This is a genomic window from Paenibacillus senegalensis JC66 (assembly GCF_000285515.1).
GTDB classification, from domain to species: Bacteria; Bacillota; Bacilli; order Paenibacillales; family NBRC-103111; genus Paenibacillus_L; species Paenibacillus_L senegalensis.
This window is the reverse complement of sequence record NZ_HE610958.1, coordinates 30,008-54,337: the sequence shown is the minus strand read 5'-3', so window position 1 is coordinate 54,337 and position 24,330 is coordinate 30,008. Positions and strand designations below refer to the sequence as shown.

21 protein-coding genes and 2 pseudogenes are annotated in these 24,330 nt (G+C 48.4%); 16 read left to right on the top strand and 7 right to left on the bottom strand.

The genetic code is table 11. The annotated features are described in order from the left end of the window. The first annotated feature begins 278 nt into the window (after positions 1 to 278). Positions 279 to 1,223 carry an LLM class flavin-dependent oxidoreductase gene (locus tag PSHG_RS08705; RefSeq protein WP_010271933.1) on the top strand — a complete coding sequence of 315 codons (945 nt, stop codon included), beginning with the start codon at positions 279 to 281 and terminating at the stop codon, positions 1,221 to 1,223. 215 nt (positions 1,224 to 1,438) lie between these two features. Beyond that, on the top strand, positions 1,439 to 3,259 hold the full coding sequence (locus PSHG_RS29255) for an alpha/beta hydrolase (protein ID WP_010271930.1): 1,821 nt from the start codon (positions 1,439 to 1,441) through the stop codon (positions 3,257 to 3,259). A 66-nt stretch (positions 3,260 to 3,325) separates the two neighbouring features. Here PSHG_RS29255 and PSHG_RS08695 read toward each other — a convergent pair whose 3' ends face one another. The 3 genes from PSHG_RS08695 to PSHG_RS08685 form a co-directional block, all read right to left on the bottom strand. Next, a complete protein-coding gene (locus PSHG_RS08695; RefSeq protein ID WP_010271929.1) occupies positions 3,326 to 3,901 on the bottom strand; it encodes a TetR/AcrR family transcriptional regulator in 576 nt (191 codons plus the stop codon). Between the two features lie 153 nt (positions 3,902 to 4,054). Next, a complete protein-coding gene (locus PSHG_RS08690; RefSeq protein WP_010271928.1) occupies positions 4,055 to 4,921 on the bottom strand; it encodes an MBL fold metallo-hydrolase in 867 nt (288 codons plus the stop codon). 20 nt (positions 4,922 to 4,941) lie between these two features. Continuing rightward, complete coding sequence (locus PSHG_RS08685; protein WP_010271926.1) at positions 4,942 to 6,009, bottom strand: fumarylacetoacetate hydrolase family protein; 1,068 nt, start codon at positions 6,007 to 6,009, stop codon at positions 4,942 to 4,944. A gap of 481 nt (positions 6,010 to 6,490) precedes the next feature. On the opposite strand from PSHG_RS08685, the gene PSHG_RS08680 reads away from it, so the two are divergent. From PSHG_RS08680 to cydC, 4 genes and pseudogenes are all read left to right on the top strand, one after another. After that, the gene (locus PSHG_RS08680) at positions 6,491 to 7,855 is read left to right on the top strand and encodes a cytochrome ubiquinol oxidase subunit I (RefSeq protein WP_010271924.1); all 1,365 of its coding nucleotides are present in this window, start codon (positions 6,491 to 6,493) and stop codon (positions 7,853 to 7,855) included. Then, positions 7,852 to 8,868, top strand: a complete 1,017-nt coding sequence (locus tag PSHG_RS08675; RefSeq protein ID WP_042121635.1) for a cytochrome d ubiquinol oxidase subunit II — start codon at positions 7,852 to 7,854, stop codon at positions 8,866 to 8,868. The genes PSHG_RS08680 and PSHG_RS08675 overlap by 4 nt, the downstream gene beginning before the upstream one ends. 154 nt (positions 8,869 to 9,022) lie before the next feature. Further along, on the top strand, positions 9,023 to 11,041 hold the full coding sequence (locus PSHG_RS31430) for an ABC transporter ATP-binding protein/permease (protein WP_042121727.1): 2,019 nt from the start codon (positions 9,023 to 9,025) through the stop codon (positions 11,039 to 11,041). Continuing rightward, positions 11,038 to 12,766 (top strand): annotated as a pseudogene (gene cydC / locus PSHG_RS27030) (thiol reductant ABC exporter subunit CydC). Before PSHG_RS31430 ends, cydC begins: the two are co-directional and overlap by 4 nt. Before the next feature lie 683 nt (positions 12,767 to 13,449). Here the strand turns inward: cydC and PSHG_RS27025 are convergent. Then, entirely contained in the window at positions 13,450 to 13,776 is a 327-nt protein-coding gene (locus tag PSHG_RS27025; protein WP_010271914.1) for a hypothetical protein, read from the bottom strand. A 1,597-nt stretch (positions 13,777 to 15,373) separates the two neighbouring features. Here PSHG_RS27025 and PSHG_RS08650 point away from each other — a divergent pair. The 6 genes from PSHG_RS08650 (at position 15,374) to PSHG_RS08625 (ending at position 19,053) form a co-directional block, all read left to right on the top strand. Then, positions 15,374 to 15,751, top strand: coding sequence for a GntR family transcriptional regulator (locus tag PSHG_RS08650; protein WP_010271913.1), 378 nt, complete (start codon positions 15,374 to 15,376; stop codon positions 15,749 to 15,751). Further along, positions 15,748 to 16,617 carry an ATP-binding cassette domain-containing protein gene (locus tag PSHG_RS08645; protein WP_010271911.1) on the top strand — a complete coding sequence of 290 codons (870 nt, stop codon included), beginning with the start codon at positions 15,748 to 15,750 and terminating at the stop codon, positions 16,615 to 16,617. The genes PSHG_RS08650 and PSHG_RS08645 overlap by 4 nt, the downstream gene beginning before the upstream one ends. Then, complete coding sequence (locus tag PSHG_RS08640) at positions 16,614 to 17,141, top strand: hypothetical protein (protein ID WP_010271908.1); 528 nt, start codon at positions 16,614 to 16,616, stop codon at positions 17,139 to 17,141. Before PSHG_RS08645 ends, PSHG_RS08640 begins: the two co-directional genes overlap by 4 nt. A gap of 17 nt (positions 17,142 to 17,158) precedes the next feature. Continuing rightward, positions 17,159 to 17,395, top strand: a complete 237-nt coding sequence (locus PSHG_RS27020; RefSeq protein WP_010271906.1) for a hypothetical protein — start codon at positions 17,159 to 17,161, stop codon at positions 17,393 to 17,395. 313 nt (positions 17,396 to 17,708) lie between these two features. Beyond that, the gene (locus tag PSHG_RS08630) at positions 17,709 to 18,482 is read left to right on the top strand and encodes an alpha/beta fold hydrolase (protein WP_010271903.1); all 774 of its coding nucleotides are present in this window, start codon (positions 17,709 to 17,711) and stop codon (positions 18,480 to 18,482) included. After that, the gene (locus PSHG_RS08625; protein ID WP_010271900.1) at positions 18,469 to 19,053 is read left to right on the top strand and encodes a TetR/AcrR family transcriptional regulator; all 585 of its coding nucleotides are present in this window, start codon (positions 18,469 to 18,471) and stop codon (positions 19,051 to 19,053) included. Before PSHG_RS08630 ends, PSHG_RS08625 begins: the two co-directional genes overlap by 14 nt. Positions 19,054 to 19,075: 22 nt before the next feature. Here PSHG_RS08625 and PSHG_RS27015 read toward each other — a convergent pair whose 3' ends face one another. Then, positions 19,076 to 19,888: a CPBP family intramembrane glutamic endopeptidase gene (locus PSHG_RS27015; protein WP_010271898.1), complete on the bottom strand. Its 813-nt coding sequence runs from the start codon at positions 19,886 to 19,888 to the stop codon at positions 19,076 to 19,078. A 169-nt stretch (positions 19,889 to 20,057) separates the two neighbouring features. After that, positions 20,058 to 20,384: a TipAS antibiotic-recognition domain-containing protein gene (locus PSHG_RS08615; protein ID WP_148497516.1), complete on the bottom strand. Its 327-nt coding sequence runs from the start codon at positions 20,382 to 20,384 to the stop codon at positions 20,058 to 20,060. Positions 20,385 to 20,637: 253 nt separating this feature from the next. Between PSHG_RS08615 and PSHG_RS08610 the strand changes: the two genes are divergently transcribed. Further along, positions 20,638 to 21,207, top strand: coding sequence for a GrpB family protein (locus PSHG_RS08610; RefSeq protein WP_026021265.1), 570 nt, complete (start codon positions 20,638 to 20,640; stop codon positions 21,205 to 21,207). Between the two features lie 129 nt (positions 21,208 to 21,336). On the opposite strand, the pseudogene PSHG_RS27010 reads toward PSHG_RS08610, so the two are convergent. Beyond that, positions 21,337 to 21,728, bottom strand: a pseudogene (locus tag PSHG_RS27010) (winged helix-turn-helix transcriptional regulator). A 244-nt stretch (positions 21,729 to 21,972) separates the two neighbouring features. On the opposite strand from PSHG_RS27010, the gene PSHG_RS08600 reads away from it, so the two are divergent. The 3 genes from PSHG_RS08600 to PSHG_RS31175 all read left to right on the top strand — a co-directional run bounded on the left by PSHG_RS08600 (position 21,973) and on the right by PSHG_RS31175 (position 24,200). Continuing rightward, positions 21,973 to 22,551, top strand: coding sequence for an NAD(P)H oxidoreductase (locus PSHG_RS08600; RefSeq protein WP_010271891.1), 579 nt, complete (start codon positions 21,973 to 21,975; stop codon positions 22,549 to 22,551). Positions 22,552 to 23,094: 543 nt separating this feature from the next. Beyond that, positions 23,095 to 23,442, top strand: a complete 348-nt coding sequence (locus tag PSHG_RS31180; protein ID WP_210436465.1) for a hypothetical protein — start codon at positions 23,095 to 23,097, stop codon at positions 23,440 to 23,442. A 71-nt stretch (positions 23,443 to 23,513) separates the two neighbouring features. Next, entirely contained in the window at positions 23,514 to 24,200 is a 687-nt protein-coding gene (locus tag PSHG_RS31175) for a tyrosine-type recombinase/integrase (protein WP_235782038.1), read from the top strand. The last annotated feature ends 130 nt before the right edge of the window (positions 24,201 to 24,330 follow it).

Genomic DNA, 24,330 nt, shown 5'->3' with positions numbered 1-24,330 from the left:
TGTTGCTTATGGCGTTACAGCTTGTTTTACATCCGGAAAGAGAGGAATTAGAATGAAGAGGATGATTAAAATGTAGAAAAAATGAGGATAAAAGCCATAACTGGTGCAGGCCCATCGCAGCAGAACATCGCAAGCTATCACTTGGCCACCAGCAGGATAACGCGCAAAAACTTTTGCAGCAATGGATATCCACGATAGATCGACAGCCCCGAGACTTGTGGAGCTTATGGAAATGGAAAAGCAAATGAGCGCTCAAGAGTTGGAAAAGAGGGAGAACAATGAAGAAAAACCCGTACAAGCTTAGCGTATTGGATTTGGTTCCAGTCTACGAAAATGAAAGTGACTCGCACGCCTTGCAACGGGCAGTAGAGCTGGCACAAGCAGCAGAGCGGCTGGGTTATACCCGCTATTGGGCTGCGGAGCACCATGATATGCCGCATTTGGCCTGTCCGTCTCCCGAAGTGCTGTTAGCGCATATAGGAGCCAGGACTGAGCGGATTCGGCTTGGTTCCGGCGCATTATTGCTGCCTCACTATTCTCCCCTTAAGGTAGCGGAATCGTTCCGTATGCTCGCCGCCCTTTATCCGGGAAGGATGGACCTCGGTATTGGCCGTGCCCCTGGCGGTAAGGCGCATGCGAGTATGGCTCTAAGCGGGAATTTTCTGGAGAATGTGCGGCAGATGCCGAATAAGCTGGAGGGGGTAGTTAAGCTTTTACAGGATAGCTACACTTATGAAGGCGAAGCGGTCAGTGCCCGCCCTAACCCTCCAGAAGAGCCGGAGATTTGGCTGCTGGGCACGAATCGGAAAAGCGCCGAATATGCAGCGTCATCCGGCATGGGCTATGTGTTCGGCCAATTTATGAGTGACACCGATGCCGGGGAAGTGCTTCGTGCTTATCGGGAAGCGTTTGTTCCTTCAGCCCAGCTGGAGGAACCCAAAGTAATTCTGACGGTGGGAGCCATATGCGCGGAAACAGATGAAGAGGCACGCCAGTGGGCAGACTCTTCTGCGGCTCTGTACCGTGATGAGAAGCAACAGGAAGCAGCTCTGCCCTACTCGGAGGACAAGCTGCTTGTCGGTACAGCCGAATCTATTCACGGACGAATCAGTCAGTTGTCTGAGTTATACGACGCGGATGAATTCATGCTCGTCACGCACATTCCCGATTATAACAAGCGCCAGCGTTCTTATGAACTACTGGCCGGAGGATTTGCCAATTAAGGCAGGAGAGTGAGATTAAGCAAATACAGCTTCACTTCTAAGGTCTTGCGAATCGTAAGGCCTAATTTGGGTTGAGAAAAGAGAGCAAGGAGGAGGGTCTTGGGTACAACCCGTTCTAAGGTCCAGGATGAACCTGTACTGGCGGTGGTTCTGGCTTGAATCTATGACAGTTAAAATAGTCCTTATCGAGTGTGAAACGAAAGGACTGGACTTAAATGAGTTTTTGGTATGGATGGGATACCCCCCTGATTGGATTGAATCTGCTTCTCTGGTTGTTCTTGCTTGTCGTTAACCTGCGTAAAACCAAATGGGGGCTGCTGTTGCTGCTTTGGGTTTCATCTTCAGGAGCTGCCGTGCTTACTTGGTTTGACTATAGTTTTTATGCGGAGGCTCCCCGAATACCGGTTCATATGCTGCTGCTTATGCTGCCGGTTATGCTGGCTACAATCGTTATAGCTATGGAAAGTATGGGATGGCTAACTAAGCGAGTGTGGACCCGGACCGTACTCGAGTGGGGCTTGGTTCTGCTGTTGGCTGATGTGGTCTTTTATCTGTTTCCTTACGGCTATCTCCGCATAGTCGATTATGTCGTGTTAGGCGGTACACTTCTGTTATCGCTTATATTCCTGTCTGTTAAAAATGCTGCCTATACTCGTGACAAGGCCTCTCATTTGAAAAGCACTAAAGGACAATTAAACGGCAAAAAGGAAAAAGTCATCGGGGAAGGCTTGGAAAGCTCCGAGAAGAGCCGTCTTGGTATCGGGGAAGACTTGGAAAGCTCCAAGAAGAATCACCTGGGTATCGGTGAAGGCTTGGAAAGCTCTATAGCGAGGTTTAAAGATACTGTGGAAAGCTACCAAGGCTCCAAAGAAAGTCGTCAAGACTTCGGGGAACAATTGGAGAGCGCCGAAGCAAGGTTTAAAGATGGTGAGGGAGATTTCCAAAGCACCGAAACAGGGCTTAAAGATGGTGAGGAAGATTTCCAAAGCACCGAAACAAAGTTTAGAAGGAACGAGGCCGGCCTTGAAAGCTCAGAACCTCTTAATGTCCCTGTTAGTTCTAAAGCTGGCCATAGCAAAGGGCGAGCCTTTGTATCCTTTGTGCTCTCCATCGTACTTGTAGCCGGGAGCGTTATTCTTTATACAGCTGGAGCTGTCCTCACGAATATTCATATTAACCAGCAGCGGGATTCGGCTTGGCCGGAGAGTATTCCGGTTGAAGCTGGCTATGTTCTGAATGAGGGAGCTACTATCTACTATGAGGTCAGAGGAGAAGGACAGCCGCTATTACTCATTCCCGGCGGAGGCGGGGATGCCGGATTTTATTCCCGTGTGGTGGATCGTTTGGCCGATACTTATAAAGTGATTACCTATGACCGGAGAGGGAATTCGAGAAGTAAGTGGGAAGGGGCGCATCATGTGGAAATTAGCCAGCAGGCCCGTGACGCCGTTGCCGTCCTGCGAACAGTAAAGGCGGAGAATGTCCAAGTATTCGGCAATAGCTCCGGTGCGATCGTAGCGATGGAGCTCGCCGCCCAATATCCGGAAATGCTGGATAAAGTGATTGCTCATGAACCGCCAGTAGTCAGTGTGCTGCCGGACAGCAGCAAATGGAAGACATTCTTTGCGGGCATTCAAGCGACAGCGGCTCGCCTGGGAAGCCAGGCAGGAAATATGAAATTTACATTTTCAGTGGGCGTTCCCATAAGTGTATTTTCAGATGTGCCTAAAGATTTTCAAGCCCGGAATGCCTTGAATACCGATATCCTGATTAATGAAGAAATGCCTGCATTTGTCCAATACCAGCCGAATCTTCGGAAGCTGAAAAGCGGCCGGGTAGATGTCATCTTTGCTGCTGGAGAGCTGTCGCTTCATAAAGAGAAGTATTTTGCAAGGACCGCTGAACTTCTGTCTCTTGAATTGGATCAGGAGCTGACGGTATTTCCGGGTCACCATCTATCTTATTTTGATCATGCCGAGGAGTGGGCGGATGCCTTGAAGCATGCACTGGAGCAACAGGAACAGGCAGCACCGTAGAAACGGACAGCACCGCAGGAGCGAGATCAAGCAAGCACCGTAGAAAACGGCAGCGTCCAGCTGCGGCTACCCTTTAAAGGCGAGCCCTCTTATAAATAATTCCACGCTGTGCTCGTAGAACTTCCGCTCCTCGACTTGCGCAGAGGCGCCGTGCATCAGCATCCCCATTTGAAAGCCGTAGCACATCGAGAGAAAAGACATCGCCGTCAGATCAGAATCCTCTACTACGATGATGTCTTTTTGCTTGAGGCGTTCAAAGTACTCAGTGAGCAGAGCATGCAGATGCAGGGGCAGCTCGCTCAATTTTTGGTCCAGTTTGGGCAGCAGGCCCTTGTCGCGGAAGCCGATCAGAATGATATCGGCATTTTGCCGAAAGAAGCTCAAATAATTTTCGCACACCTTCATCAAATCAATGCGGGGATTATCGGCTGCATCCTCCTTCAGCAGCTTCTCAAATTGGGGCAAATAAGAAAACCTGTCCACGATAGCTTCCAGAATTCCCTGCTTACTGCCAAAATGGCGGAAGATCGTCGTTTCATTCACCTGGGCTTCAGCGGCAATAGCTTTAGTGGTAACTCCGCGGTACCCGTGGTTTTTTAATAAAGAGGTGGTGGCATAAATGATCTTGTCTGCTGTTTGCACGTGGATTCTCCTTTTAAGCATAAGCATTTTCCAAATTTCCAATATTGTATTTCTAAAATTCGATTTCCGAAATTCGATTTCAAAATTATATTTCTAAGATCGATCCCCGTATTGAATCTGTCTGTGCTGTTAATTAGAAATGAATGTACCCGCTCAGGGTGCGGGCTTATTTTTCACATAATAGTCGTAAACGTCAGGATCATGGGACGGGAGGATTACCAGCCGCGGGTTGTCCTGCTCCAGTTGATTAAGCAGCGGGAAATTGGCTTTATACTGAGAAAAGTGATGATGGGCCAGCCTGCTCATCCAGGCCCCGGTTTTATTTTGCCGATAGTTTCCTCTTACATAAGCCGCATCTGCGATCAAAAAATATCTTTCCTCCGGGGAGCAATTCACCAGCAATCCCATTTGGCCGATAGCATGTCCGGGCAGCGGTACGAGAATAAGTGTCCCGTCCTGAAACAGGTCGCAAGCGTGAGTAAAAGGGCCGTAGGAAGCGGAATGCTCGAAATCGATGAGCTGAAGCCGGTCAGCAGCTATACCGTCAAATAACGATTTAAGATAGGAATGAAACAGCAGCTTTAACGGAGACTGGCGGGTGAATTCCCATTCGGTCTTGCTGATGATCGTACGTGAATTCGGAAAATCGTGGATGCCGGCCGCATGATCAACATGCAAATGGGATAAAATAACGGTTACTTCATCGGGGCTGATTCCCATTGCTTTAAGCTGCCGGATGGCATTATCCTGCTCCGTGATCCTGACAGGAATCGCGCTACGCAGCAAACGATACGGATAAGCATGCGTAGCCTCGTAGAACCTGGTGGAATAGCCGGTATCAAACAAGAGATGGCCGTGCTTCGGATGAGTAATTAAATAAAACAGGGCAGGCCCCCATATTTTTCGTTTGGGATTCCCCTTCTTCAACAGGTGCATAGAAGCTTGGTAAAACCCTGCATTGAGCACGGTCACTTTACAGCGGGGATGTGCTTCCGGCAGTGCAGGCAGTTTCATGGACATGTCTAGATCCTCCTGGATGTTCATTCATACGGTAAGCATGCGCTTGGCTGCTCTGGCAGGACTCTTCCGGAGGAAAGGACGGGCAGATCCTCCCTCGTCCTCCAACGGCTCTGTTCCCGTATTTCAATATGATCAGGTACAAATTGAGTCAGCGTTCCTAATTTATCGAAAGTAATCTCTATTTTATCTGACGGCAGCAGCCATTCCTCCGTTTCAATAGCACAGCAATCGGGAATGGTCCCCATCCCAAGAACAGTTCCGGGCAGCGGCTGGAAGATAGAGCAAAGCTCCTTCACAATCTTCTCTGGGGGCGCGGTATATTCGGACGTACTGCCCTTCCAGCGCAGGCGCTCGCCAATTTTCACTTCAACCTTCAAATCCAGCGGGTCTCCCGCTTCATCCGGAGTGACCAAATAGGGACCTATTCCTTTGCTGTGGTCGAAATCTTTACAACGTGCAGGCCCGGTCAGGGATAAAAAATCGGGCAGCTGGACATCCCTCGCGGAGCAATCGTTGAAAATGACGTACCCGGCAATCCGGCTATCCTTCCCAAGCACAATCCCAAGCTCCGGCTCAATGTCAAGATAGGAGGTAAAGGACGGCCAATTAATCGTATCCCCATCTCCGATGATGGCATTATGGTTACATTTATAATAGCGGAAATTCGGCTGTTTGTATTCCCGCTGCAGTTTTCTTCTTACAATACCTTGCAGCAAGCCGCGCAATGGAGGCTTAACCTCTCTCTGTATTATACGGTAAGCGGCGTTCTGCAAATGTCTTGGCGACAAGCCAAAATCAAGGAGGGCCGGAATGTTCGGAATAGGAGGGAGCAGTCTAACCTCGGGTAGCGGAAAGCGTTCATGAGCGGTGAATTGGTCCTCGTTTTCGGCGGCATAACGAAGCATTTCTCTGGCCTCGCCCTCGCTCTCCGGCAGATGATGAAGGTAAGCGTCCATGCTGTCCAGTCTGTCTGTATGCCTGTTTCTTTTCTGCATAATGGCGGAAAAAGAAATAGCAAACCCTGATTCCAAAATAGCTCCAAAGAGCGCAGCTCTGCTGCCATCCGGTTGAAAGGTGACCAGTTTCATTCACAAGTTCCTCCCCGTTCATTTTGATTTAATCGTACACTAAACATGAAATGCAAGCAAGCACTTGCGTGCAAATGTAACAAAAAAATGTCTGCAGTGACTTTCTTCATCAAGTTGTCAAAACAATATGAATCTTTTTCGAAAGCAGGATGCTTCAGCCGATAAAGCGGCGGTGATTAACTATAATAAAAGTCATGAGAGCAAAACCTATATTCGGTCATGATGGCAGGCTGCCTAATAGAAATACACTTGTGGTGATGATCTAATAGTGACTGCTTAATAGTGATTACTTACTTAAATAGCGATTACTTAATGGTGATTACCAATAGTGATTACCTAATTGGGATATAATGATCAATCAATAGGTGATTATCCAATAGTGATTACCTATAATCCATTCATGATTAAGTATAGGAGAGGGAACTATAGTCATAGCAATAAACGGTGTATCAGAACCCGGGATGAGAGGAGACAGACTAACGTGGATATAGATCCGGTGCTATGGAGTCGGTTGCTGACAGGATTGACCCTGACGTTTCATGTTATATTCGCCACGGTTGGAGTGGGAGTTCCGCTAATGATTGCTATTGCGGAATTTGTCGGCATACGCAAGAAAGACCCTCACTACATTCTCATGGCCAAAAGATGGACGCGCGGATTTGTCATATCCGTAGCGGTAGGGGTTGTAACCGGAACGGCGATCGCTCTGCAGCTTGCTCTGGTGTGGCCTAATTTTATGCAGCTGGCGGGCAATGTCATCGCTCTTCCTTTATTCATGGAAGTATTTGCGTTCTTTTTTGAAGCGATATTTTTGGGCATTTATTTGTATACGTGGAATCGATTCCGCAACCCTTATACCCACTGGCTGCTGACGTTTCCTATTGTGATCGGAGCAGGCATGTCGGCTTTTTTTATTACATCAGTGAATGGTTTCATGAATCAGCCGGAAGGCTTTGTTATGGAAGCAGGCCATTTTGTGGCGGTTAATCCGATTGCGGCCATGCTGAATACGGCGTCGCCATCGAAAGTGTTTCATGTTCTGACCTCCGCTTATCTAACCGGTGCTGCACTGCTGGCGGGAATTGCTGCCTATACGATTGTGAAAAAAGGTGCATCTCCCTACTACAAAAAATCGTTGAACCTGATGATGGTCGTCGTTCTTGTATTCAGCTTTCTGACGGTTATAGCCGGCGATGTGTCCGCCAAGTTTTTGGCTGAGCATCAACCGGAAAAGCTGGCCGCAGCCGAATGGCATTTTGAAACGGAAAGCGGGGCTGATCTGATTCTTCTCGGCTGGCTGACGGATGAGCAGGAGGTTCGGGGAGCGATCCGTATTCCGAAGGCCTTAAGCTTCCTGGCGTTTGCGGATTTCAATGCGGAAGTGATCGGGCTGGAGGAGTTTCCGCCTGACGAGCAGCCCCCGCTTGTTGTCCATTATTTGTTTGATATGATGGTTATTTTCGGTTTTGTTATGTTTGGTGTCGCGCTGCTGTATTTCCTCTTCCTATTCTGGAAAAAGCGCAACGAGCTTAACAAATGGCTGCTGCGGGCTATTGTCATTTGCACACCGCTGGCCTTTCTGGCTGTTGAGCTGGGCTGGTTCTATGCGGAAGTCGGGCGTCAGCCATGGATTATCCGCGGCTATATGCGTGTAGAAGAAGCGGCCACTTCATCGCCGAATGTAGTCCCTCTGTTTTTCTTCTTCCTGCTTTTATATATCGTGCTGGGCACGCTGTGTGTTATCGTGCTGCGGCGCTTATTCCGCAACAATCCGGCAGAGGCGGAATTGGAGAGCTATATGAAGGAGATGCAGGACCAAGCTATAGAAAAGGGTGAGCCGTCATGATGAGCTATGAGCTGATTGGCATCACGGTATTATGGTTGTTTTTATACGGCTATCTGATTGTCGCTTCCGTCGATTTCGGCGCCGGATTCTTCGCCTTCTACGCCCGTTCGACTAAACAGGACCACCTGATCAACCGGCTGATCTCCCGCTACTTATCGCCGGTGTGGGAGATTACGAATGTGTTTTTCGTGTTTTTCTTTGTCGGCATTGTCGGCTTCTTTCCGGATACGGCCTATTATTATGGCTCGGCGCTGCTGATTCCGGGAAGTATAGCGATTGTCCTGCTGGCCATTCGCGGTTCCTTCTATGCATTTGAGAATTACGGATCCAAAGAAAGCACCGTATATTTATTTCTGTACGGGGCAACAGGGCTGCTGATTCCCGCTTCGCTATCAGTAGCTTTGACTCTGTCCGAGGGCGGATTTATCGTGGAGCAGAACGGCGTCGTCTCGCTGGAATATTTGACGCTGTTCACGAGCCCGTTGTCGTGGAGCATCGTTGCTCTGGCCATCGTATCGGTGCTGTATATTAGCGCGACGTTCTTAACCTTCTACGCTTCGCGCGCCGACGATCAGCCGGCCTTGAAGCTGATGCGGACGTATGCTCTTTTTTGGAGCACACCGACGATTATTGCCGCTTTAACCGCGTTTATTTATCTCAGTCAGCATAATGAACGCCATTTTCAAAACATGATGGATTTGTGGTGGCTGCTTGCGCTTTCCGTTGGATTTTTCATGCTGTCCATGTGGCTGCTCTACAACGGACGCCGCTATGGGTGGGCCTTTATATGTGTTATGCTGCAGTTCTTCTGCGCCTTTTTCGCTTATGGCATCGGCCACTATCCCTACATTCTCGATCCTTACATTACGATTCAAAGCGGGGCCACGCACGAATCGATGGGAATCGCGCTGGTGATCGCCTTTATCGGCGGGCTGTGCTTGCTAGTTCCTTCGCTGATTCTCGTCTTCAAGCTGTTCCTGTTTGATGCGGATTATGTGAAAGGCAACAAATAAAACGGTGAAGGTTTTAGCGTGATCGGAAAACTCTATTTTCATTTTTGCACAGTGCCTTAGCGGTATGGCAGGGCATTCAGCGAAAGACAGCCAGTTAACAACAAGGAGGCGGGGCGGCGTGAGGGGAAGAAAAAGAAGTCTTTTATCCGCACAGATGGCCGTACAAAGGAAACGTCTTATGCTGTTAGGTGTCGTTTCCTTTGCTCTGGGGGCGGCTATTGTCGGCCAAGCCGCTTTGTTCGCCGCGATCGTGGAGCGGATTTTTGTGCAGAGTGCCTCCTTTTCCGCGATTGTTACTCTGCTGGGGGCATTGATGGCCGTCATGCTGGCCCGCACTTTGTTTTCCTATTGGAATGGCCGTATTGGCTTAAAGATGGCAGCTGATGCCAAGACGGCTATGAGAAAAGCGGCGATCAGCCATTTGATCCAAAATTCCGTCCCGGCATCGCTGAGCGGGCAAACCGGCGGCAAGGTGAGCCTTGTGCTCGATGCGGTCGATGAAGTGGACAGCTATTTCAGCCAATATATGCCGCGGATGCTGGAGATGGCTGTGATCCCGGCAATGATATTGATCGTTGTATTCAGCCAGCATGTGAACTCCGGGCTCATTATGCTCGTTACCGCCCCTTTTATCCCTGTTTTTATGATATTAGTCGGGCTGAAAACGAAAAAAAAGTCGGAGGAGAAATTTGCGCAGCTAGCCGAATTTTCCGGCACTTTCCTGGATTCGCTGCAGGGGCTGGTCACCTTAAAGCTGTTCGCCAAGACCAGCCGCCAGCAGCAGGAGATCGAGCGCAGCAGTCTTGGCTTCCGGGATGCGACCATGGGCATTTTGCGGATTGCTTTTACGAACACGTTCATGCTTGAATTAATCGTCATGCTGAGCATCGGCCTTGTCGCGCTGGAGCTTGCTTTTCAGCTGTTTGTTTTCCATTCGCTTTCGTTTGCAACCGCGTTCTTGATTCTGCTGCTCGTCCCGGAATTTTACACTGTATTGAAAAATGTCGGCACCGCGTTTCACAGCGGACGCACGAGCATGGGGGCCGCCCGCAAAGTGGAGGATATGCTGGAGAATCCGCTGGAGGGGCCTCACAGTACGGATCATACCGATGCTGCCGCTGGCCAGACGGATAAGAGCACCGATCCCGGCAAGCATAAGCTTAATACAATGGCCGGGGACGGCGGTGCGAAGATGCGGGATAGAGCGGTAGAGGTCAACGACAGGACGGAGGCAGGCGAAGTTCCGGGCAGGACGGAGGCAGTCGAAGTGAAGAGAGGGCTGGAAAAAGCAGACGAAGCCGAGGAAGCTGGCCGCAGTGTGAAAGTTCCAGGCAGCACGGCAACTGGCGAAGTTCCGGGCAGGACGGAGGCAGGCGAAGTTCCGGACAAGACGGAAGTAGTGGGCGGCGGGCATTTGAAGTTGAGCACAATGCCGCCGCTAATCGAGCTGAAGGATGTGCGCTTTCAGTATGCGCCGGGTGCGTTCAGCCTTAATGCCGGTACGCTGACAATCCCGCCCGGGAAGCAGGCAGCTATCGTCGGAAAAAGCGGCTCCGGGAAAACGACACTGCTGCATCTCATCGCCGGATTGCTGGAGCCCTCTTCGGGAGAAGTGCTTGTCAACGGCCGCGAGCTGAAGCATCAAGAAGAACGCTCCTGGTTCGAACATGTGAGCTACATTACCCAACACCCCTATATTTTTGCCGGGACGCTCGCCGCTAATATCGCCATAGGAGCCGGCCGCGATGTGTCCCGAACGGAAATCGAGGAGGCAGCTGAAGCAGCCGGACTAGGGGCGGTGATTGCCGGACTGGAGCTGGGCTATGATACGATGGTCGGTGAAGGAGGGCGCGGGTTATCCGGCGGTGAAAAGCAGCGGCTTGCTCTGGCGCGTGCTTTTCTCAATCAGCCGTCGGTACTCTTATTTGATGAGCCTACGGTCGGATTGGATTTGCACACCGAGCGGGTCCTGCAGCGCTCGATTGCTCAGCTGGCCCGGAAGGCGACGATGATTACCGTAGCGCATCGTCTTCACACCATTCGCCATGCCGATGTCATTTTATTCCTGGAAAATGGCGTGCTCCTGGAAAGCGGCAGCCATGAAGAGCTTCTTCGGCGTCTTCCGCAGTACGCCGAGATGGTGGATGTCCAGCGGAGAGGGGGAGTCCGATGAAACAGCTGGCTTTGCTGACGAAGGCGATGCTTGGTGAGAGAAAGGATATCGCCATCTCCATTATCGGTGGCTTCATTGCCGGAACAGCCGGCGTAGGGCTTTTTGCCGCGAGCGGCTATCTGATTTCCCAGGCTGTGTTTGCTCCGCCGCTGTATACCTTGATCGTACTGACTTCGATTGTCAAAATACTCGGTCTAGCGCGCGCAGCAAGCCGCTACGGAGAGCGCTTATACTCTCACAGGGCGACGTTCTCCATCCTCAGCCGTTTGCGCGTCTCCTTTTTCTCCAAGCTAGTTCCGCTAACCTCCGAGCTCTTTGGCAAACAGCGGAGCGGGGATTTGCTGTCCCGGATCGTTGGGGATATTGAGAGCCTGCAGCATTATTTTTTGCGCGTTGTCTATCCTCCGATTATAGTGGTCATTGGTTTTTTTGGCGACGATTTTGTTTACCTCCGCCTTTTCATTCTGGATTGCGTGTCTGTTCGTGCTGGGGATGCTGATAGCAGCTTTTGTGGTCCCGGCGATTTCTCAGCTTGGACACCGGCAGGCTTATCGATCCGCCCGCGAGCAGCGCGCCAAGCTCTCCACCGATATGACCGAGCTGCTTTACGGTTTTCGGGACTTGAAAGTATATGGACGATTGGAGGAGCACGAGCAAAAGCTACAGCGGGCCTCGGCCATGCTGGCGGATACACAAAAGGCGGCAGGCTTGCAGCTGCTGCGCGGACAATCGCTGCATGCTTTTGTCACGTTCCTCGTTACATGGGGTGTGCTCGGTTTAGGCGCGTATTTGATCGCCAGCGGAGAGCTGGCGGGAGTATTTCTGGCCATGCTTGTGCTTATTGCGATGACGGTATTTGATGAAGCGGCAGCGATGGCAACGCTCCCTGCCTACAAGCAGGATAGCGGGCATGCAGCCGGGCGGCTCGCGGAAACGGTGCAGGCTGCCGATTCCCGGCCGCCTCAGCCGAGCGGGGTCCTCTCGGCGGAACAGGCTGTATCTATCGAGCTGCGCCAGGTTACCTTTCATTATGCGGATGAATGGCGCCCGACCTTGCAGAATATCGAGCTTCACATCCCAGCCGGCTCGAAGACGGCGATTGTCGGTCCAAGCGGCGCGGGCAAAACGACGATTTTCGAGCTGCTGCTCAAGCTGCTGGCACCGACACACGGTCAGGTGCGATTGAATGGCACGCCGGTAGAAGAACTGGATGAGACCAGCATTTGGCGGGCTGCTAATGTCGTGCTGCAGCACAACCATTTTTTCCAAGGGACAATCCGCGATAATTTGCTGCTGGAGGAAGACCAGCATTGCGATGAAGCATTGACGGATACGCTGGGCAAAGTGCAGCTGTCGTACCTGTCGCTGGACGATGCTGTGTATGAAAAAGGGGAGAACCTGTCAGATGGTGAAAAGCAGCGCCTTGCACTGGCCAGGGCAATGTTGAAGGGAGGCCGGCTGTGGCTCCTGGATGAACCGACGTCTTCGCTGGATGCAGTTACCGAGCAGCACATTTTCCGGCACCTGTTCGCCCAGGCCGAGAACGATACGCTGCTGCTCATTCGTCACCGGCTCACTGGTCTGGAGGAGATGGATCAGATTATTGTCATTGATCAGGGGCGGATTGTCGAAGCCGGAACGTTTGCAGAGCTGATGGAGCGGAAGGGATATTTTTATGAAATGAAAGAGATCGAAAGGCAAGTGGTCGGTGATGCGCGGGATTGATGGTGATGATTGGAGTAAAGGGTGACGAGAGCGGGATTGTTGGTGATGGGCGGAGTAAAAGGTGGCGAGAGCAGGATTGAGCTTACCGTACGGAGCTAATAAGGTGTGAAACGCGCGAACAGGTTGTTGGTGGAGGAATCACGTGGTTAGATGAGTGATATATACGGGCGGGATATTCGGGGTTGTACGAAAAGTGGCCGTTCAGCCCGATAGCTGGAACAAGCAACCCCCAAGCAGCGGACCTGAGGCGAATTGTATGTGCGAAAGTGTATGCGAAAGTGTATGGGAAGTATGCGAAAACAGTTATGTCATTGAGTTCTCAGGCACAACTCAACTCCAATATGAAAATTGCCAAGGTTGGCGGGGTCCGAGGGCTGCGCGGGCTTGTGGCCTGCGTTTTGTACGAAATGTCGTACAAATGAATGGGGTTGAAGTGCGAATTCCGGAGATTTGTATGAAACGTCGTACAAATACAGGGGATTGAAGGGCAATTACCCAAGATTTGTATGACAAATCGTACAAATGCACGTGATTGAGGTGCGATTACCGAGATTTGTATGACGAATCGTACAAATGCAAATGCAGGGCTTTAAGCTGTTAAGGAGCTCCAGCCAGTGTTTCAGACGCAATTTCGTACAAGCTCCAAATCATGTGATAGGGGTACGATTACCTGAGATTGCTCATCATGCGGGGGGCTTTATTTTTCTTTGAGATTTTGCAAAATAATAGCTTTCGTCCTGAATCAGCCTTGCAGTTCCTCCGAGTTTAATAAAAAAAGACTGCTCGGTAGAATCGGTGTCCCTAATGATCCCGCCATTTATAATCGAATGCTTACTTATTCCTGGATGGGTCAATAAGTCTAGCGCGCTCTCTTCGTGCGGGTGGTCAAATACTTGCTCGAATGAGGCGCGTTCAAGAATTGTAGCGGCGATGTCGGAGGAGGCACAGCTCGGATAAATATCATTTGGTAAATACTCTTCATAATCTTCAGGAATAAAAATCGAAATCATACGTTCAGGCTGTCATCAAAGAACGATGGAGCTCTACCGCCAATCCAGCTCTGACAATCCTCGTTAGCCTGGCTTGCCTGAAAATCATACAAAAGGTTCTTTCTTCGAAGATTTCTTTGAAATGTTTCATCAGCATTTTCGTGAATCCTATGTTTGGCAAATGCCGGCTTCCTCAATAATCTGATTACCTTATAGGCAGCAATTGTTGAACCTGACCGGATTCATTCTCCTTTCGATCAAGTGTTTATAATGGCTTGCATTTTCGAGGCAAATAGCTCCACGTGAGTGTTAGAGTTCGCAGTAAAACGATTGAGTCCGCAGCCAGCGAGCGTTCATGTTCGTAGTGAACGCCCCAACAAAAAAAACTGGAAGTGCTCTCTGATCCTCCTAACCGTCTATTTCACCCTCCTCAGACATGAATCCTCTTTTTCTTTTACATAATTTTCAAAAATTAAGTGAGTTGGCCTCATAAACTTAAGCTGTTCTCTAATTCAATTAGGGAGCTAAATAGAAATCACCGGACTTTGAACGATTCATCATACAAAATAGTTGAAATCGGCTGGTCAACGGTAAGATTGAACGATAAATGTACAAAAAGCAAAAAGTGTTTTTTACTGCCGCGAAACTGAGTAGATGATGCGATCTTCTTCGTTGTGCACTCCTCCTCCCTGGTACTTGTGATCTTTTCGATATTGCACTTTATGTGTTGCTTATATGGCTGTACCATCGAATACCATCTACGCAGGAGCAATAGGGCAACTGAGGCAACAGAGGTAACATAGGCAACAGGCGACAACAGAGGCAACAGAGGCAACAGGCAACAACAGAGGAGGCAGAAGCTACAGAGGTAACATAGGCAACAGGCAACAACAGAGGCGGCAGAAGCTACAGAGACAACAGAGACAAGCCCTTTTTGCGACATGAGAAAAAAAGAAATGAGCAAAGCAGGTTGACGAATGAAGAAGCAGGTGATATGGTTATATACATAACTGTATAACCATATATCCATAACACCCTACGCTACTCTAACTAAGCGACCATAACGCAACACCGTAAGCAACACTAACAAAGCCGACTGTACAGCGTAGCACCCTAAGCAGCACTAACAAAGCCAAGCGAACAGCGTAACACCCTAAGTAACTCTAATCAACCAACTGGCCCGCCACCCATGTAACGCTGAACGCCGAGCGCAGAGCACCGAGCGCCGAACGCTAAACGCCCGAGCGCCGAGCGCTGAGCGCCGAACGCTGAACGCCGAGCGCTGAACGCCGAGCGCCGAACGTCGAGCGCCGAACGTCGAGCGCAGAGCGCTGAACGCCGAGCGCCGAACGCCGAACGCCGAGCGCAGAGCGCTGAACGCCGAGCGCTGAGCGCTGAACGCAGAGCGCCGAGCGCCGAACGCTGAGCGCTGAGCGCCGAACGCCGAGCGCTGAACGCCGAACGCTGAACGCCCGAACGCTGGAAGCTTCGTGCGGTACGGATCGCAATACCTAAGACTCAACTGTGACACTTATCAAACTAACCAACCTATATCCGTTTAAACTCATATCAACCCGGCCTTAGCAGCCGAGATTAGAATAGTGGGCGGTATGTAGACATGAGCAAACCTTTTGATCAAGACAAACCAATCTATGTGCAAATCCGAGAAAGGATTGAGGATCAAATTATTAATGATCAGCTTAAAGAAGGCGATCAGGCCCCTTCCACCAATCAGCTGGTAAGCTTTTATAAAATTAACCATGCCACGGTATCGAAGGGAATTAATTCTTTAGTGGATGAAGAAATTTTGTACAAAAAGAGGGGAATCGGCATGTTCGTAGCATCAGGGGCCAAACAAAAACTGATTCAAAAACGAAAAGCTTCTTTTATTGAGGATTACGTGGTTAAGCTAGTACATGAGGCTGACAAGTTAGGGATTACGGATAATGAAATGATTCAGTTAATCCAACAAGTAAAAAGGCGTGATAAGCAATGAATGTAAAGGTATCAGAGTTGTGTTTAAGCTATGGCAGCCAAACGGTGCTTAAAGATGTAACATTCGAGCTGAACCGTAACCAAATATACGGATTGCTCGGGAGGAATGGTGCGGGGAAAACGTCTCTTCTGTCAATATTGGCCTCATTTCGTGAAGCAACTTCCGGTTCCTTAACCATTAACGGAGAAGTTCCGTTTGAAAATTCCGCAATCATGCAGCAGGTTGCCTTGTTTTATAACAAGGATTATAAAGATGAATCCGACAATGTTATGGCAGTGCTAAAAGATATGCATCGCTATCGTCCCCATTTCGATATGGATTATGCTGAATATCTTGTCGGACGCTTTAAACTGGATCCAAAGAAGCAGGTCAAGCAATTTTCCAAAGGCATGCAGGCAGCCTTAAATGTTATTCTGGGTCTGGCTTGCAGAGCCCCGCTCACTATATTCGATGAAGTATACCTGGGGATGGATGCTCCTTCTAGGGAAATTTTTTACAAGGAGCTGCTAAAGGATCAGGAAGAGCATCCAAGAATGATCATCTTGTCCACGCATCTTGTCTCGGAGATGGACTATTTATTTGATGAAGTGATCATTTTAAAAAAGGGTGAGGTTTTGCTTCATGAAGACAGTCATTCCGTTCTCTCCAGAGGCGCCGCCATTACCGGGAATGCAGCTGTGGTCGATGAATTCATTCAGTCCATGAACCTGATTCATGTCCAGCAATTAGGGGATACCAAATCCGTTATGGTATATGGAGAGCTTCATGATGACGAACGCAGGGCTGCACGGGAAAAAGGACTTGACCTGGCCCCTGTGTCGCTTCAGGAACTGTTTATTCATCTTACAGAGGAGACGCACTTATGAAGATGCCAACGCAATTTCCTAAAGTTGTTAAGGATATGTTTTTTGTTCAAATGTCTTGGGCCTTATGGTTTCTCGGCTTTTTATTGATCGTAAATGTTGTTAAGATGGCCAGGGCCTTTTTTCAAGACGGCACGACCGATCATTATTTTGCTGCTGTGTTTATCCCCGCGAATCTTTTCATGGTGGTAATCGGCATTATTTCGGTGTTTTTTCTGCCGCATTATGTGAGCCTGGGTGTGACCAGGAAAGTTTATTTCAAGGGTACGCTTATTGCAGCCATAGGAATATCTGCTGTGATTCCCATTTTGACAATCGGGATCTATGTATTGCAGCAATGGATCGTCCATTCTTTTACTACTTTTAGTTTTAAAGTAACGGATTTGAATTCCATTTTGTTAGAGATCGATAGTCATGTCGTTGCTGAATTAGTTCAGTCGATCATTCTGTCGCCCTATGTTGATCCCGGAAGCAATGGGGGATTGGCCGTGATCGTATTTGGCCTGAATATGCTTATCTATTACTGATTGGCTGGTTCGTCAGTGTGTCTTTTTACCGGTTCAGTACGGTTATTGGTGTCGGGTTCACTCTCTTGGCCATTCTGATTCTCATGCTGCAGGATACTTTATTAAGAATATCATTGGATTTACCTGTGCTTCAGAGGTTTGCATTGTTGGAGGGCTTCCCGTTAAGTGCAGCCGGAATAGGAATCTTTCTGCTAATCGTGATTCCTCTTGCGGTCATCCGCCTCCTGACAAAAAGAATGCCTATCCGCATGTAGTCTTTGCTGTTCTGCTTAGCTCATTGAGTTGTCTTCATAACCTTCAAATTTCCGCATGAGCAGTCTCCTATAACTATCAAGTTAGCGTATGAGCAGTCTCCTATAACTATCAAGTTAGCGTATGAGCAGTCTCCTATAACTATCAGGCTCCGCACGACGGACCTGGTGGTTTTTTGCTAGATCGGGATACGGGTTGGTGATTTGAAGGTAAGGTAAGATGAGATGAAATTTTGTATTGACTGTACGTTCAGTCATAAAATATAATGGCGAAGAAAGGAATAATTAGCGAACTTTCGATGAGGAGGATGGATTCATGGATCTTTATTATGAAATTCAAGGGGAAGGCCCGCCTATCGTTATGCTTCACAGTCCTGGCATCGATTCAAGGGAGTGGAGGGAGATCGTGCCGGTTTTGGCTAAATCGTGGAAGGTCATCACTTATGATGCGCGGGGAATAGGACGTTCACCGGCCCCACAAGCACCGACCAGCCTGGTGGAGGATTTGCGTCATTTGCTTGAACATCTTGGCCTAAAGCGGGTCACACTGGTAGGCCATTCCATGGGCGGGCAGGCGGTAACTGATTTTACATTAACCTATCCTTCGATGGTTGAGCGGCTAGTCGTGATTGCTCCGGCTTTGACGGGCTATACGTACTCACAGGAATTCAACGAGTGGATGGCGGAGGTCAATTCCTATGCCCCGGATGTCGAAAAGCTGGTTGACCAATCGTTGTCCGGGCTGAATTATCGCGTAACGATGGCCAGTTCCCATGCTGATTTTGTACGTGAAATGACAACCCGGTATATGACGAGAGTATTTACAGAGTGGAAAAGCTTTGACGTGATCTGGCCTGATCCCCCGGCGATCCGCCGATTAGAGGATATAGCGGTGAACACCCTGTTTATTCATGGTACAATAGAATGGCCGGACATGCTGAATATTGCAGAGCATTATAGACGGGTTCCGGCAATTCGATTTGTGGAGATTGAAGGCGGAGATCATTATCTCACCCTGACCCATGGAGCAGAGCTTGCCGGTTACATTCACAAATTTATGCAAGGAGAACAGGAAATTGCCACGGACTAAAGAAGAAAATAACCGCATCCGCCAAGCAGCCAGAGACAAGATCCGCACAGCTGCCATGGAAATATTCATCGAACGCGGTTATCATGACGCTTCGATAGACGATATCGCGTCTCGAGCGGGCGTTTCAAAAGGATTATTATACAACTATTATAAAGGTAAGGAAGATCTCCTCGCGAAAATGGTGCAGCACCGGATTGCTGAAATCAGCGAGGTGATGGAAGCTGCGGCTGCTTTAAGCTCTCCCTCCGAACAGCTGAGGTATATTGTTGAAGGGGCGCTTGACGGCGTGCGGCGGCGGCCGGATGTGTACCGTTTTTATTTGCATCTGCAGACGCAGCCGGAGGAAGATAAGGTATTGTTCAAGTATAGTCAGCAGCTGAAGGATGCGATGTCCGAGCAATTCGAAGCACAGTGCCAAATGTTTACAGAGCTCGGGGCTGATGAACCGCGGATCAGATCGTTATATTTTTCCTCCGCGCTGCATGGCATGATGCTGATGATCGCTACTTATACGGAGCATTATCCGGTCGAGCAAATGAAGAAGCAGATCATAGAGCAATTCTGTTCTTGATGCTGCTGAATTTTTATGCCTCTTACTCGGGATTAACGGCCTTCCAGTCAGGCTGTTTACGCACTAGAATATTAAGAGTCAGGATGGCGAACGTAAACGGAATGGCGCCTAGAATGACCATTTCCATAAGAGCGGAATTACTCGAAGAGATCTCATAGCCTCCCCGATTGGAAAAAAACTGCTGCATCGTCTGGAAAGCAAGATGAAAACCGATAGCCGACCATACATTATCGGTTACCACTCGAATAATGCCAACCACGATGCCAAACCCAAAAAAGAACACGATGCGATTCCAGCTCGGGGCGGCTCCTATTATCCAAGCGAATAGTAAAAAAAGAAAAGCTTGCCCAATGACTGCCTGCCAATGAGGGAGCACGCTGTTCAGATTGCGGTAGAGATACCCGCGAAACAACAGCTCTTCCGGCAATGCCTCATAAATGAAAACAAGCGCCGTCACCGTCAGCACCGCAATAAGCCAATCGCCTGCTGCCATCTGGATACTGACCTGAATCCAGCCCATCAGAATAAAAATAAGGAGACCTGCAAAAGCAGGCAGCAGATAGCACAGCGCCCCCACGATCAAAGCCTTCCAGCCTTTTGCGAGTGAGGTGAGCCGCAGCCCTTCCCACAGGCGCCGGTCGAGATAACGGCGGGCTATAACAACAATTGGCACCACCAAAAGCAGCACGAAGCCTGCAGAAAGAAAATGCCACAGTCTGCTGTATTCCTCCACGCTAAACAATAGACCGTTTGCGATCCAGACGAGTGATGCTGCGGCCATAACGATGATGACTCTCCATACCAGATGGAGCCGGCTTTGCGAAGTATTCGTCATTTGAAAAAATCCCCATTCCTAATAGTCTGTTAGCTATTTCTAAATATCCACTACCACAGCTGAGTAATATCACGGCTGCCACACAACTATTTCTATTATAGAAATGGGGAAATGATGGGAGTAGTTACAAATGTAACTTTTTGAAGTGGTGCCCGTTAAACATGGCCCGTTATTGTGCGTGATGGACTGCCGCCGCATACAGATAATAGGTTAATCCAATCTGCTGCTCCTCCAGTATCGTTTTGTGAAACTCGTCTGTAATAAAGAACCACGCAGACTCCACAAAGCCCTTCGCATCCAAAGTCATAATCTTATCATTAATATAGCGGATATGGTCAGCAACGAGCTGTTGAATACTCTGGTCATCAACGCTCCAGCCTTCTTGTAAGGCAAAAGTCATTTTGCCCATAAATTCCTGAGCTTCCTTCGCGGATTCATCCAGTTCTTCGACTGCGGCATCGTCTATGGAAAGTCCCCAACCTAAGGGCAGGGTCAACCGTAATTTTGCATTATTTCAGCTAACCATTATGAAGAACTTATCGGCTGCAAAGTAACATTTTCATTTGTAAAGCAGTCTATCTATATGTAACTCGGTTATAAGTATATATCTCCGGGTCGCAAGCTAATTTTGTTTGTCTTATATATATTTTATTATTCTCGTACTACTCGCTTTAATTAACAGGATAAGGGGAGTTCAATTTAAATGAATCGTAAGGGAAGAATTCAGGAGTGGAAAGCAGGTATTGATTATGAAGCAGGATTTCTCTAATGTTACAGGTGAGCAGCTAGCCAAGCTGTTTCCTGTTTTGCTTGAACAACATAATCCACAGTGGAGGGAGTATTTTTTCGAAGAGAAGACTTACTTGCAGCACATCTTCGGCGATAAAATAATTAGAATCAATCACATCGGGAGCTCCGCTGTTAACGGACTTCTTGCGAAGCCGACCATTGACATTCTGGTTGAAGTGAAAGGTGATACGGATATCGAGAGCATAACGGAAACGATGCAAGAGGCCGGTTATGTCGTCAATATGCCCGAGAATGATGTGATCATGTATTTGAAGGGTTATACCCCGGAAGGTTTTCGCGGACAAGCTGTTCACATTCATGTCCGTCATAGTGGGGATTGGGGCGAGCTGTATTTTCGGGATTATTTGAGCGCTCATCCCGACGCAGCCGCACAATATGCCAGGCTCAAACTTTTACTAAAAGAACAGTATTCGCATGACAGAGACGGATATACGCGGGCAAAGGGAGCGTTTGTTCAAAAATATACAGCCCTGGCTAGAAAAGAATATGACGGAAGATATCGACCATAAATCACGCAAAACACTCATGCGATACTCACGCAAAACTCATGTGACTCATGCGAATAGCAAGTAAGCTAAAAGCTTCGGGAAGGATCAAGCTCGTTGTTATGATGCCTTGCCGGAGGTAAGTGTTTAAATTTACTCTGGACAGCTTTGAAATTCCTCCAAAACCTTCGATTTGTCACCATAAATCTTGTCCGGTGCTCCTCTCCCCAATAACATAAATGATCGAGTGCAGGCTTTAGTCCCCAGCCGTAGGCCGTTAATTCATATTCTACCCTGGGTGGGATTTCGTTATAAACGTTTCGTGCCACGATCTCATCTTTTTCCAGGGCTCTAAGCTGGGTGGTCAGCATTTTTTGAGTAATACCGGGAATTATGCGACGAAGTTCAGACGTTCTTTTCCGTCCAGTCATCAAATGATAAATGATTAAAGGCTTCCATTTTCCTCCCATTACCTCTAATGCCGCCTCTACTCCAACTTGATACTTCTTTGGAACGCTTTTTTTATCTTTCCTCTGTTCAGTCATCTCTTCATCCTCCGTTACAAGGCCGAGTTTGCCCGGACCGAGGGCAACCGTCACTTCTATTCGTTATTCAGGTCCGTTTATGGGGAAAGGTACACTAAGGTACTTCCATGTTCCTATGGCACCTGTATCCTCCTATAGCACTTCAAAGTGCGTACTTCCAGATCATTTTCTTACTGTTTATAATAGCATCAGCCATGGATCCTGGCTACAAATGAGCAGCACAAGAAAGGTAGTGAAGATACAGATGAAAGTACTAGTCGTTGTTTCACATCCGAGAAAAGATTCCTTAACCTTTAAGGCGGCCGGCCGCTTCGTACAAGGTCTTGCGGAGGCTGGCCACGACTATGAAATATTGGATTTGCACGGGATTGGTTTTGATCCTGTTTTACAAGGGGCAGATGAACCGGATTGGTCAGTGGCGGAACAGACCTTTTCCCCTGAAGTCGAGATGGAAATCAAGCGGATGAAGGAGCATGATGCTTTGGCATTTATTTTTCCGCTATGGTGGTGGCATTTGCCGGCTATGCTCAAGGGGTATATTGACCGTGTATGGAACAACGGGTTTGCCTATGGTGCGAATCACCTTCATCATCAGCATGTGTTGTGGCTGGGTTTGGCAGGAGTTTCGAAAGAGCAGATGCAAAAACGCAGCTATGATGAAACAATCACTCATCTGCTCAATGCGGGTATTGCAGATTATTGCGGGATTCCCCATTCCAAGGTGGAATTTTTGTATGAGACACTGGATTCGCAGCCTGATCATTACGACATGCTGCTGGACCAAGCCTATCGCTTAGGTTTGAACTTTGCCAAGGAAGCTTAAGCTTCAAGCAGTTTGCGAGATAAAATGCTGGAAGTCTGCACTAGAAAACACTATGAGTGAGATTTGCCGAAATTGCGATTGAGCATTTATCTGCACAGCAGCTCAGAAGCGAAGTCTGCGGGGCACGGCGCGAAGGCGGGTAAGGGAAATCGGATAAATGATTGTGTATGGAATTGTGTATGGATAGATATAGATAATAGAGAAATGATTAGTATTTTCACCAACAATTTGAATGGTTGTGGTACCATATAGGTATGTATTGTCGCCTGCGCTTCCTAGTGTAGGGCATGAACGTAGAAATGAAGTGCAAGTGTCGTAATAAAGTGTGAGTGTCGTAATTAATGTGTGAATGTTGAATTAAAGTGCGAAAATTGAATTAAAGTGGAATATTGAATTAAGGGCGAATGTAGTTATTCATCTAGCATGTAAACGTCAATCATCCGAAAGCATCGGAGGACACAGGTCTGTAAAAAAGACCTGATGTTCTCTTTTTTTGTTATTAAAAATTACCATTGATGGTATAATTGAGGTGGTATTGTGGGTGTGTTTGTATTCAAACAGAATGAAAATGAAATAGGGATCCGTTTCGATAAGTTCCTATGGGAAGATGTTGAGCAAATGCGAAAGCTTCGCGGAGGCTGGTGGAACCCTGAACTGAAGGCATGGCTGATTCCGTACACTTTAGCAGGTCTTGAATCATTTGTGAGTACATTTAGGGAAAAGCAAATCCGATTCGACTCGCACCTCCTTGAAGAATGTACGCTTTTGCAGGATTGGTTGGAGGATAACTCCGAGTCAGACAGTGTAGAAGTAAAACTAATCTGGGGCGAAGATCAGAAAAAGCGATTATGTGACGCTTTGGTGGCAAGGGGCTACAGTAAAAAACGGTAAAGGCTTATTGCGGTCATGTGGAACGGTTTTTTAACCGGTGTACAACGGAGTCTTTAACAGGAAATGGCCAGATGATGCAAGAGTACAGCTTGTTTTTACTTGAAAAAGGATGTTCGCACTCCTACGTCAATCAGGCCATTAGTGCCGTAAAGTTCTTTATGCAGAAGATAGCGGGGCAGAGTGAATCGGTTGCTTATGTCAGGCCCAGGAAGGAAAAAAAGCTGCCTAATGTGCTCTCCCGGAGCGAGGTCATCCAATTGCTGCAAGCTGCCCAAAATTTGAAACACAAGGCACTATTGTATCTTACCTATTCCGCCGGACTCCGAGTTAGCGAAGTGGTTCGTTTGCGCCCTGAGGATCTTCATAGTGCACGAAAAACGATAGTGATTCGCCAAGGGAAAGGGAGAAAGGATCGTCTTTCGATTTTGTCCGATACCGCGATGGCCATTGTGTTGGAGTATATAAAGCAGTATAGACCGGAAAAATGGCTATTCCCGGGCCAGGCGGCCAATAACCATTTGACTGAACGCACGGTGCAAAAAGTGTTTGAGCAAACACTTCATGCAGCGGGAATTCAAAGAAAGGCGAGCGTCCATACTCTCCGTCACTCATTTGCCACTCATTTGCTTGAGAGCGGGGTAGATATTCGCTACATTCAAGAGCTGCTTGGTCATAAGAGTACTTCCACGACCGAGCTTTACACGCACGTTAGTGTAAAGGATATTCGTCATATTTTGAGTCCGCTGGACCGAATGTAGGAGGGGGCGTGAAGCCCGACACCTGAACAGTATTCGCGAAAGCTGCCGGCCGGAACACTAGTTATACAAGGGTATTTACGAAGTGCAGTAATATGTTTTGGTTGGCGAGTATTAGCGAAGTTCGCAAATA

What these genes read in the sequence shown, in the direction of transcription:
- PSHG_RS08650 (WP_010271913.1), top strand. Translation starts at nt 15,374, where the DNA reads ATGAGCAAACCTTTTGATCAAGACAAACCAATCTATGTGCAAATCCGA.
- PSHG_RS08630 (WP_010271903.1), top strand. Translation starts at nt 17,709, where the DNA reads ATGGATCTTTATTATGAAATTCAAGGGGAAGGCCCGCCTATCGTTATG.
- PSHG_RS08705 (WP_010271933.1), top strand. Translation starts at nt 279, where the DNA reads ATGAAGAAAAACCCGTACAAGCTTAGCGTATTGGATTTGGTTCCAGTC.
- PSHG_RS31430 (WP_042121727.1), top strand. Translation starts at nt 9,023, where the DNA reads ATGGCCGTACAAAGGAAACGTCTTATGCTGTTAGGTGTCGTTTCCTTT.
- PSHG_RS27025 (WP_010271914.1), bottom strand. Translation starts at nt 13,776, where the DNA reads ATGATTTCGATTTTTATTCCTGAAGATTATGAAGAGTATTTACCAAAT.
- PSHG_RS31175 (WP_235782038.1), top strand. Translation starts at nt 23,514, where the DNA reads ATGATGCAAGAGTACAGCTTGTTTTTACTTGAAAAAGGATGTTCGCAC.
- PSHG_RS08690 (WP_010271928.1), bottom strand. Translation starts at nt 4,921, where the DNA reads ATGTCCATGAAACTGCCTGCACTGCCGGAAGCACATCCCCGCTGTAAA.
- PSHG_RS27015 (WP_010271898.1), bottom strand. Translation starts at nt 19,888, where the DNA reads ATGACGAATACTTCGCAAAGCCGGCTCCATCTGGTATGGAGAGTCATC.
- PSHG_RS08675 (WP_042121635.1), top strand. Translation starts at nt 7,852, where the DNA reads ATGATGAGCTATGAGCTGATTGGCATCACGGTATTATGGTTGTTTTTA.
- PSHG_RS08645 (WP_010271911.1), top strand. Translation starts at nt 15,748, where the DNA reads ATGAATGTAAAGGTATCAGAGTTGTGTTTAAGCTATGGCAGCCAAACG.
- PSHG_RS08610 (WP_026021265.1), top strand. Translation starts at nt 20,638, where the DNA reads ATGAAGCAGGATTTCTCTAATGTTACAGGTGAGCAGCTAGCCAAGCTG.
- PSHG_RS08685 (WP_010271926.1), bottom strand. Translation starts at nt 6,009, where the DNA reads ATGAAACTGGTCACCTTTCAACCGGATGGCAGCAGAGCTGCGCTCTTT.
- PSHG_RS29255 (WP_010271930.1), top strand. Translation starts at nt 1,439, where the DNA reads ATGAGTTTTTGGTATGGATGGGATACCCCCCTGATTGGATTGAATCTG.
- PSHG_RS08640 (WP_010271908.1), top strand. Translation starts at nt 16,614, where the DNA reads ATGAAGATGCCAACGCAATTTCCTAAAGTTGTTAAGGATATGTTTTTT.
- PSHG_RS08600 (WP_010271891.1), top strand. Translation starts at nt 21,973, where the DNA reads ATGAAAGTACTAGTCGTTGTTTCACATCCGAGAAAAGATTCCTTAACC.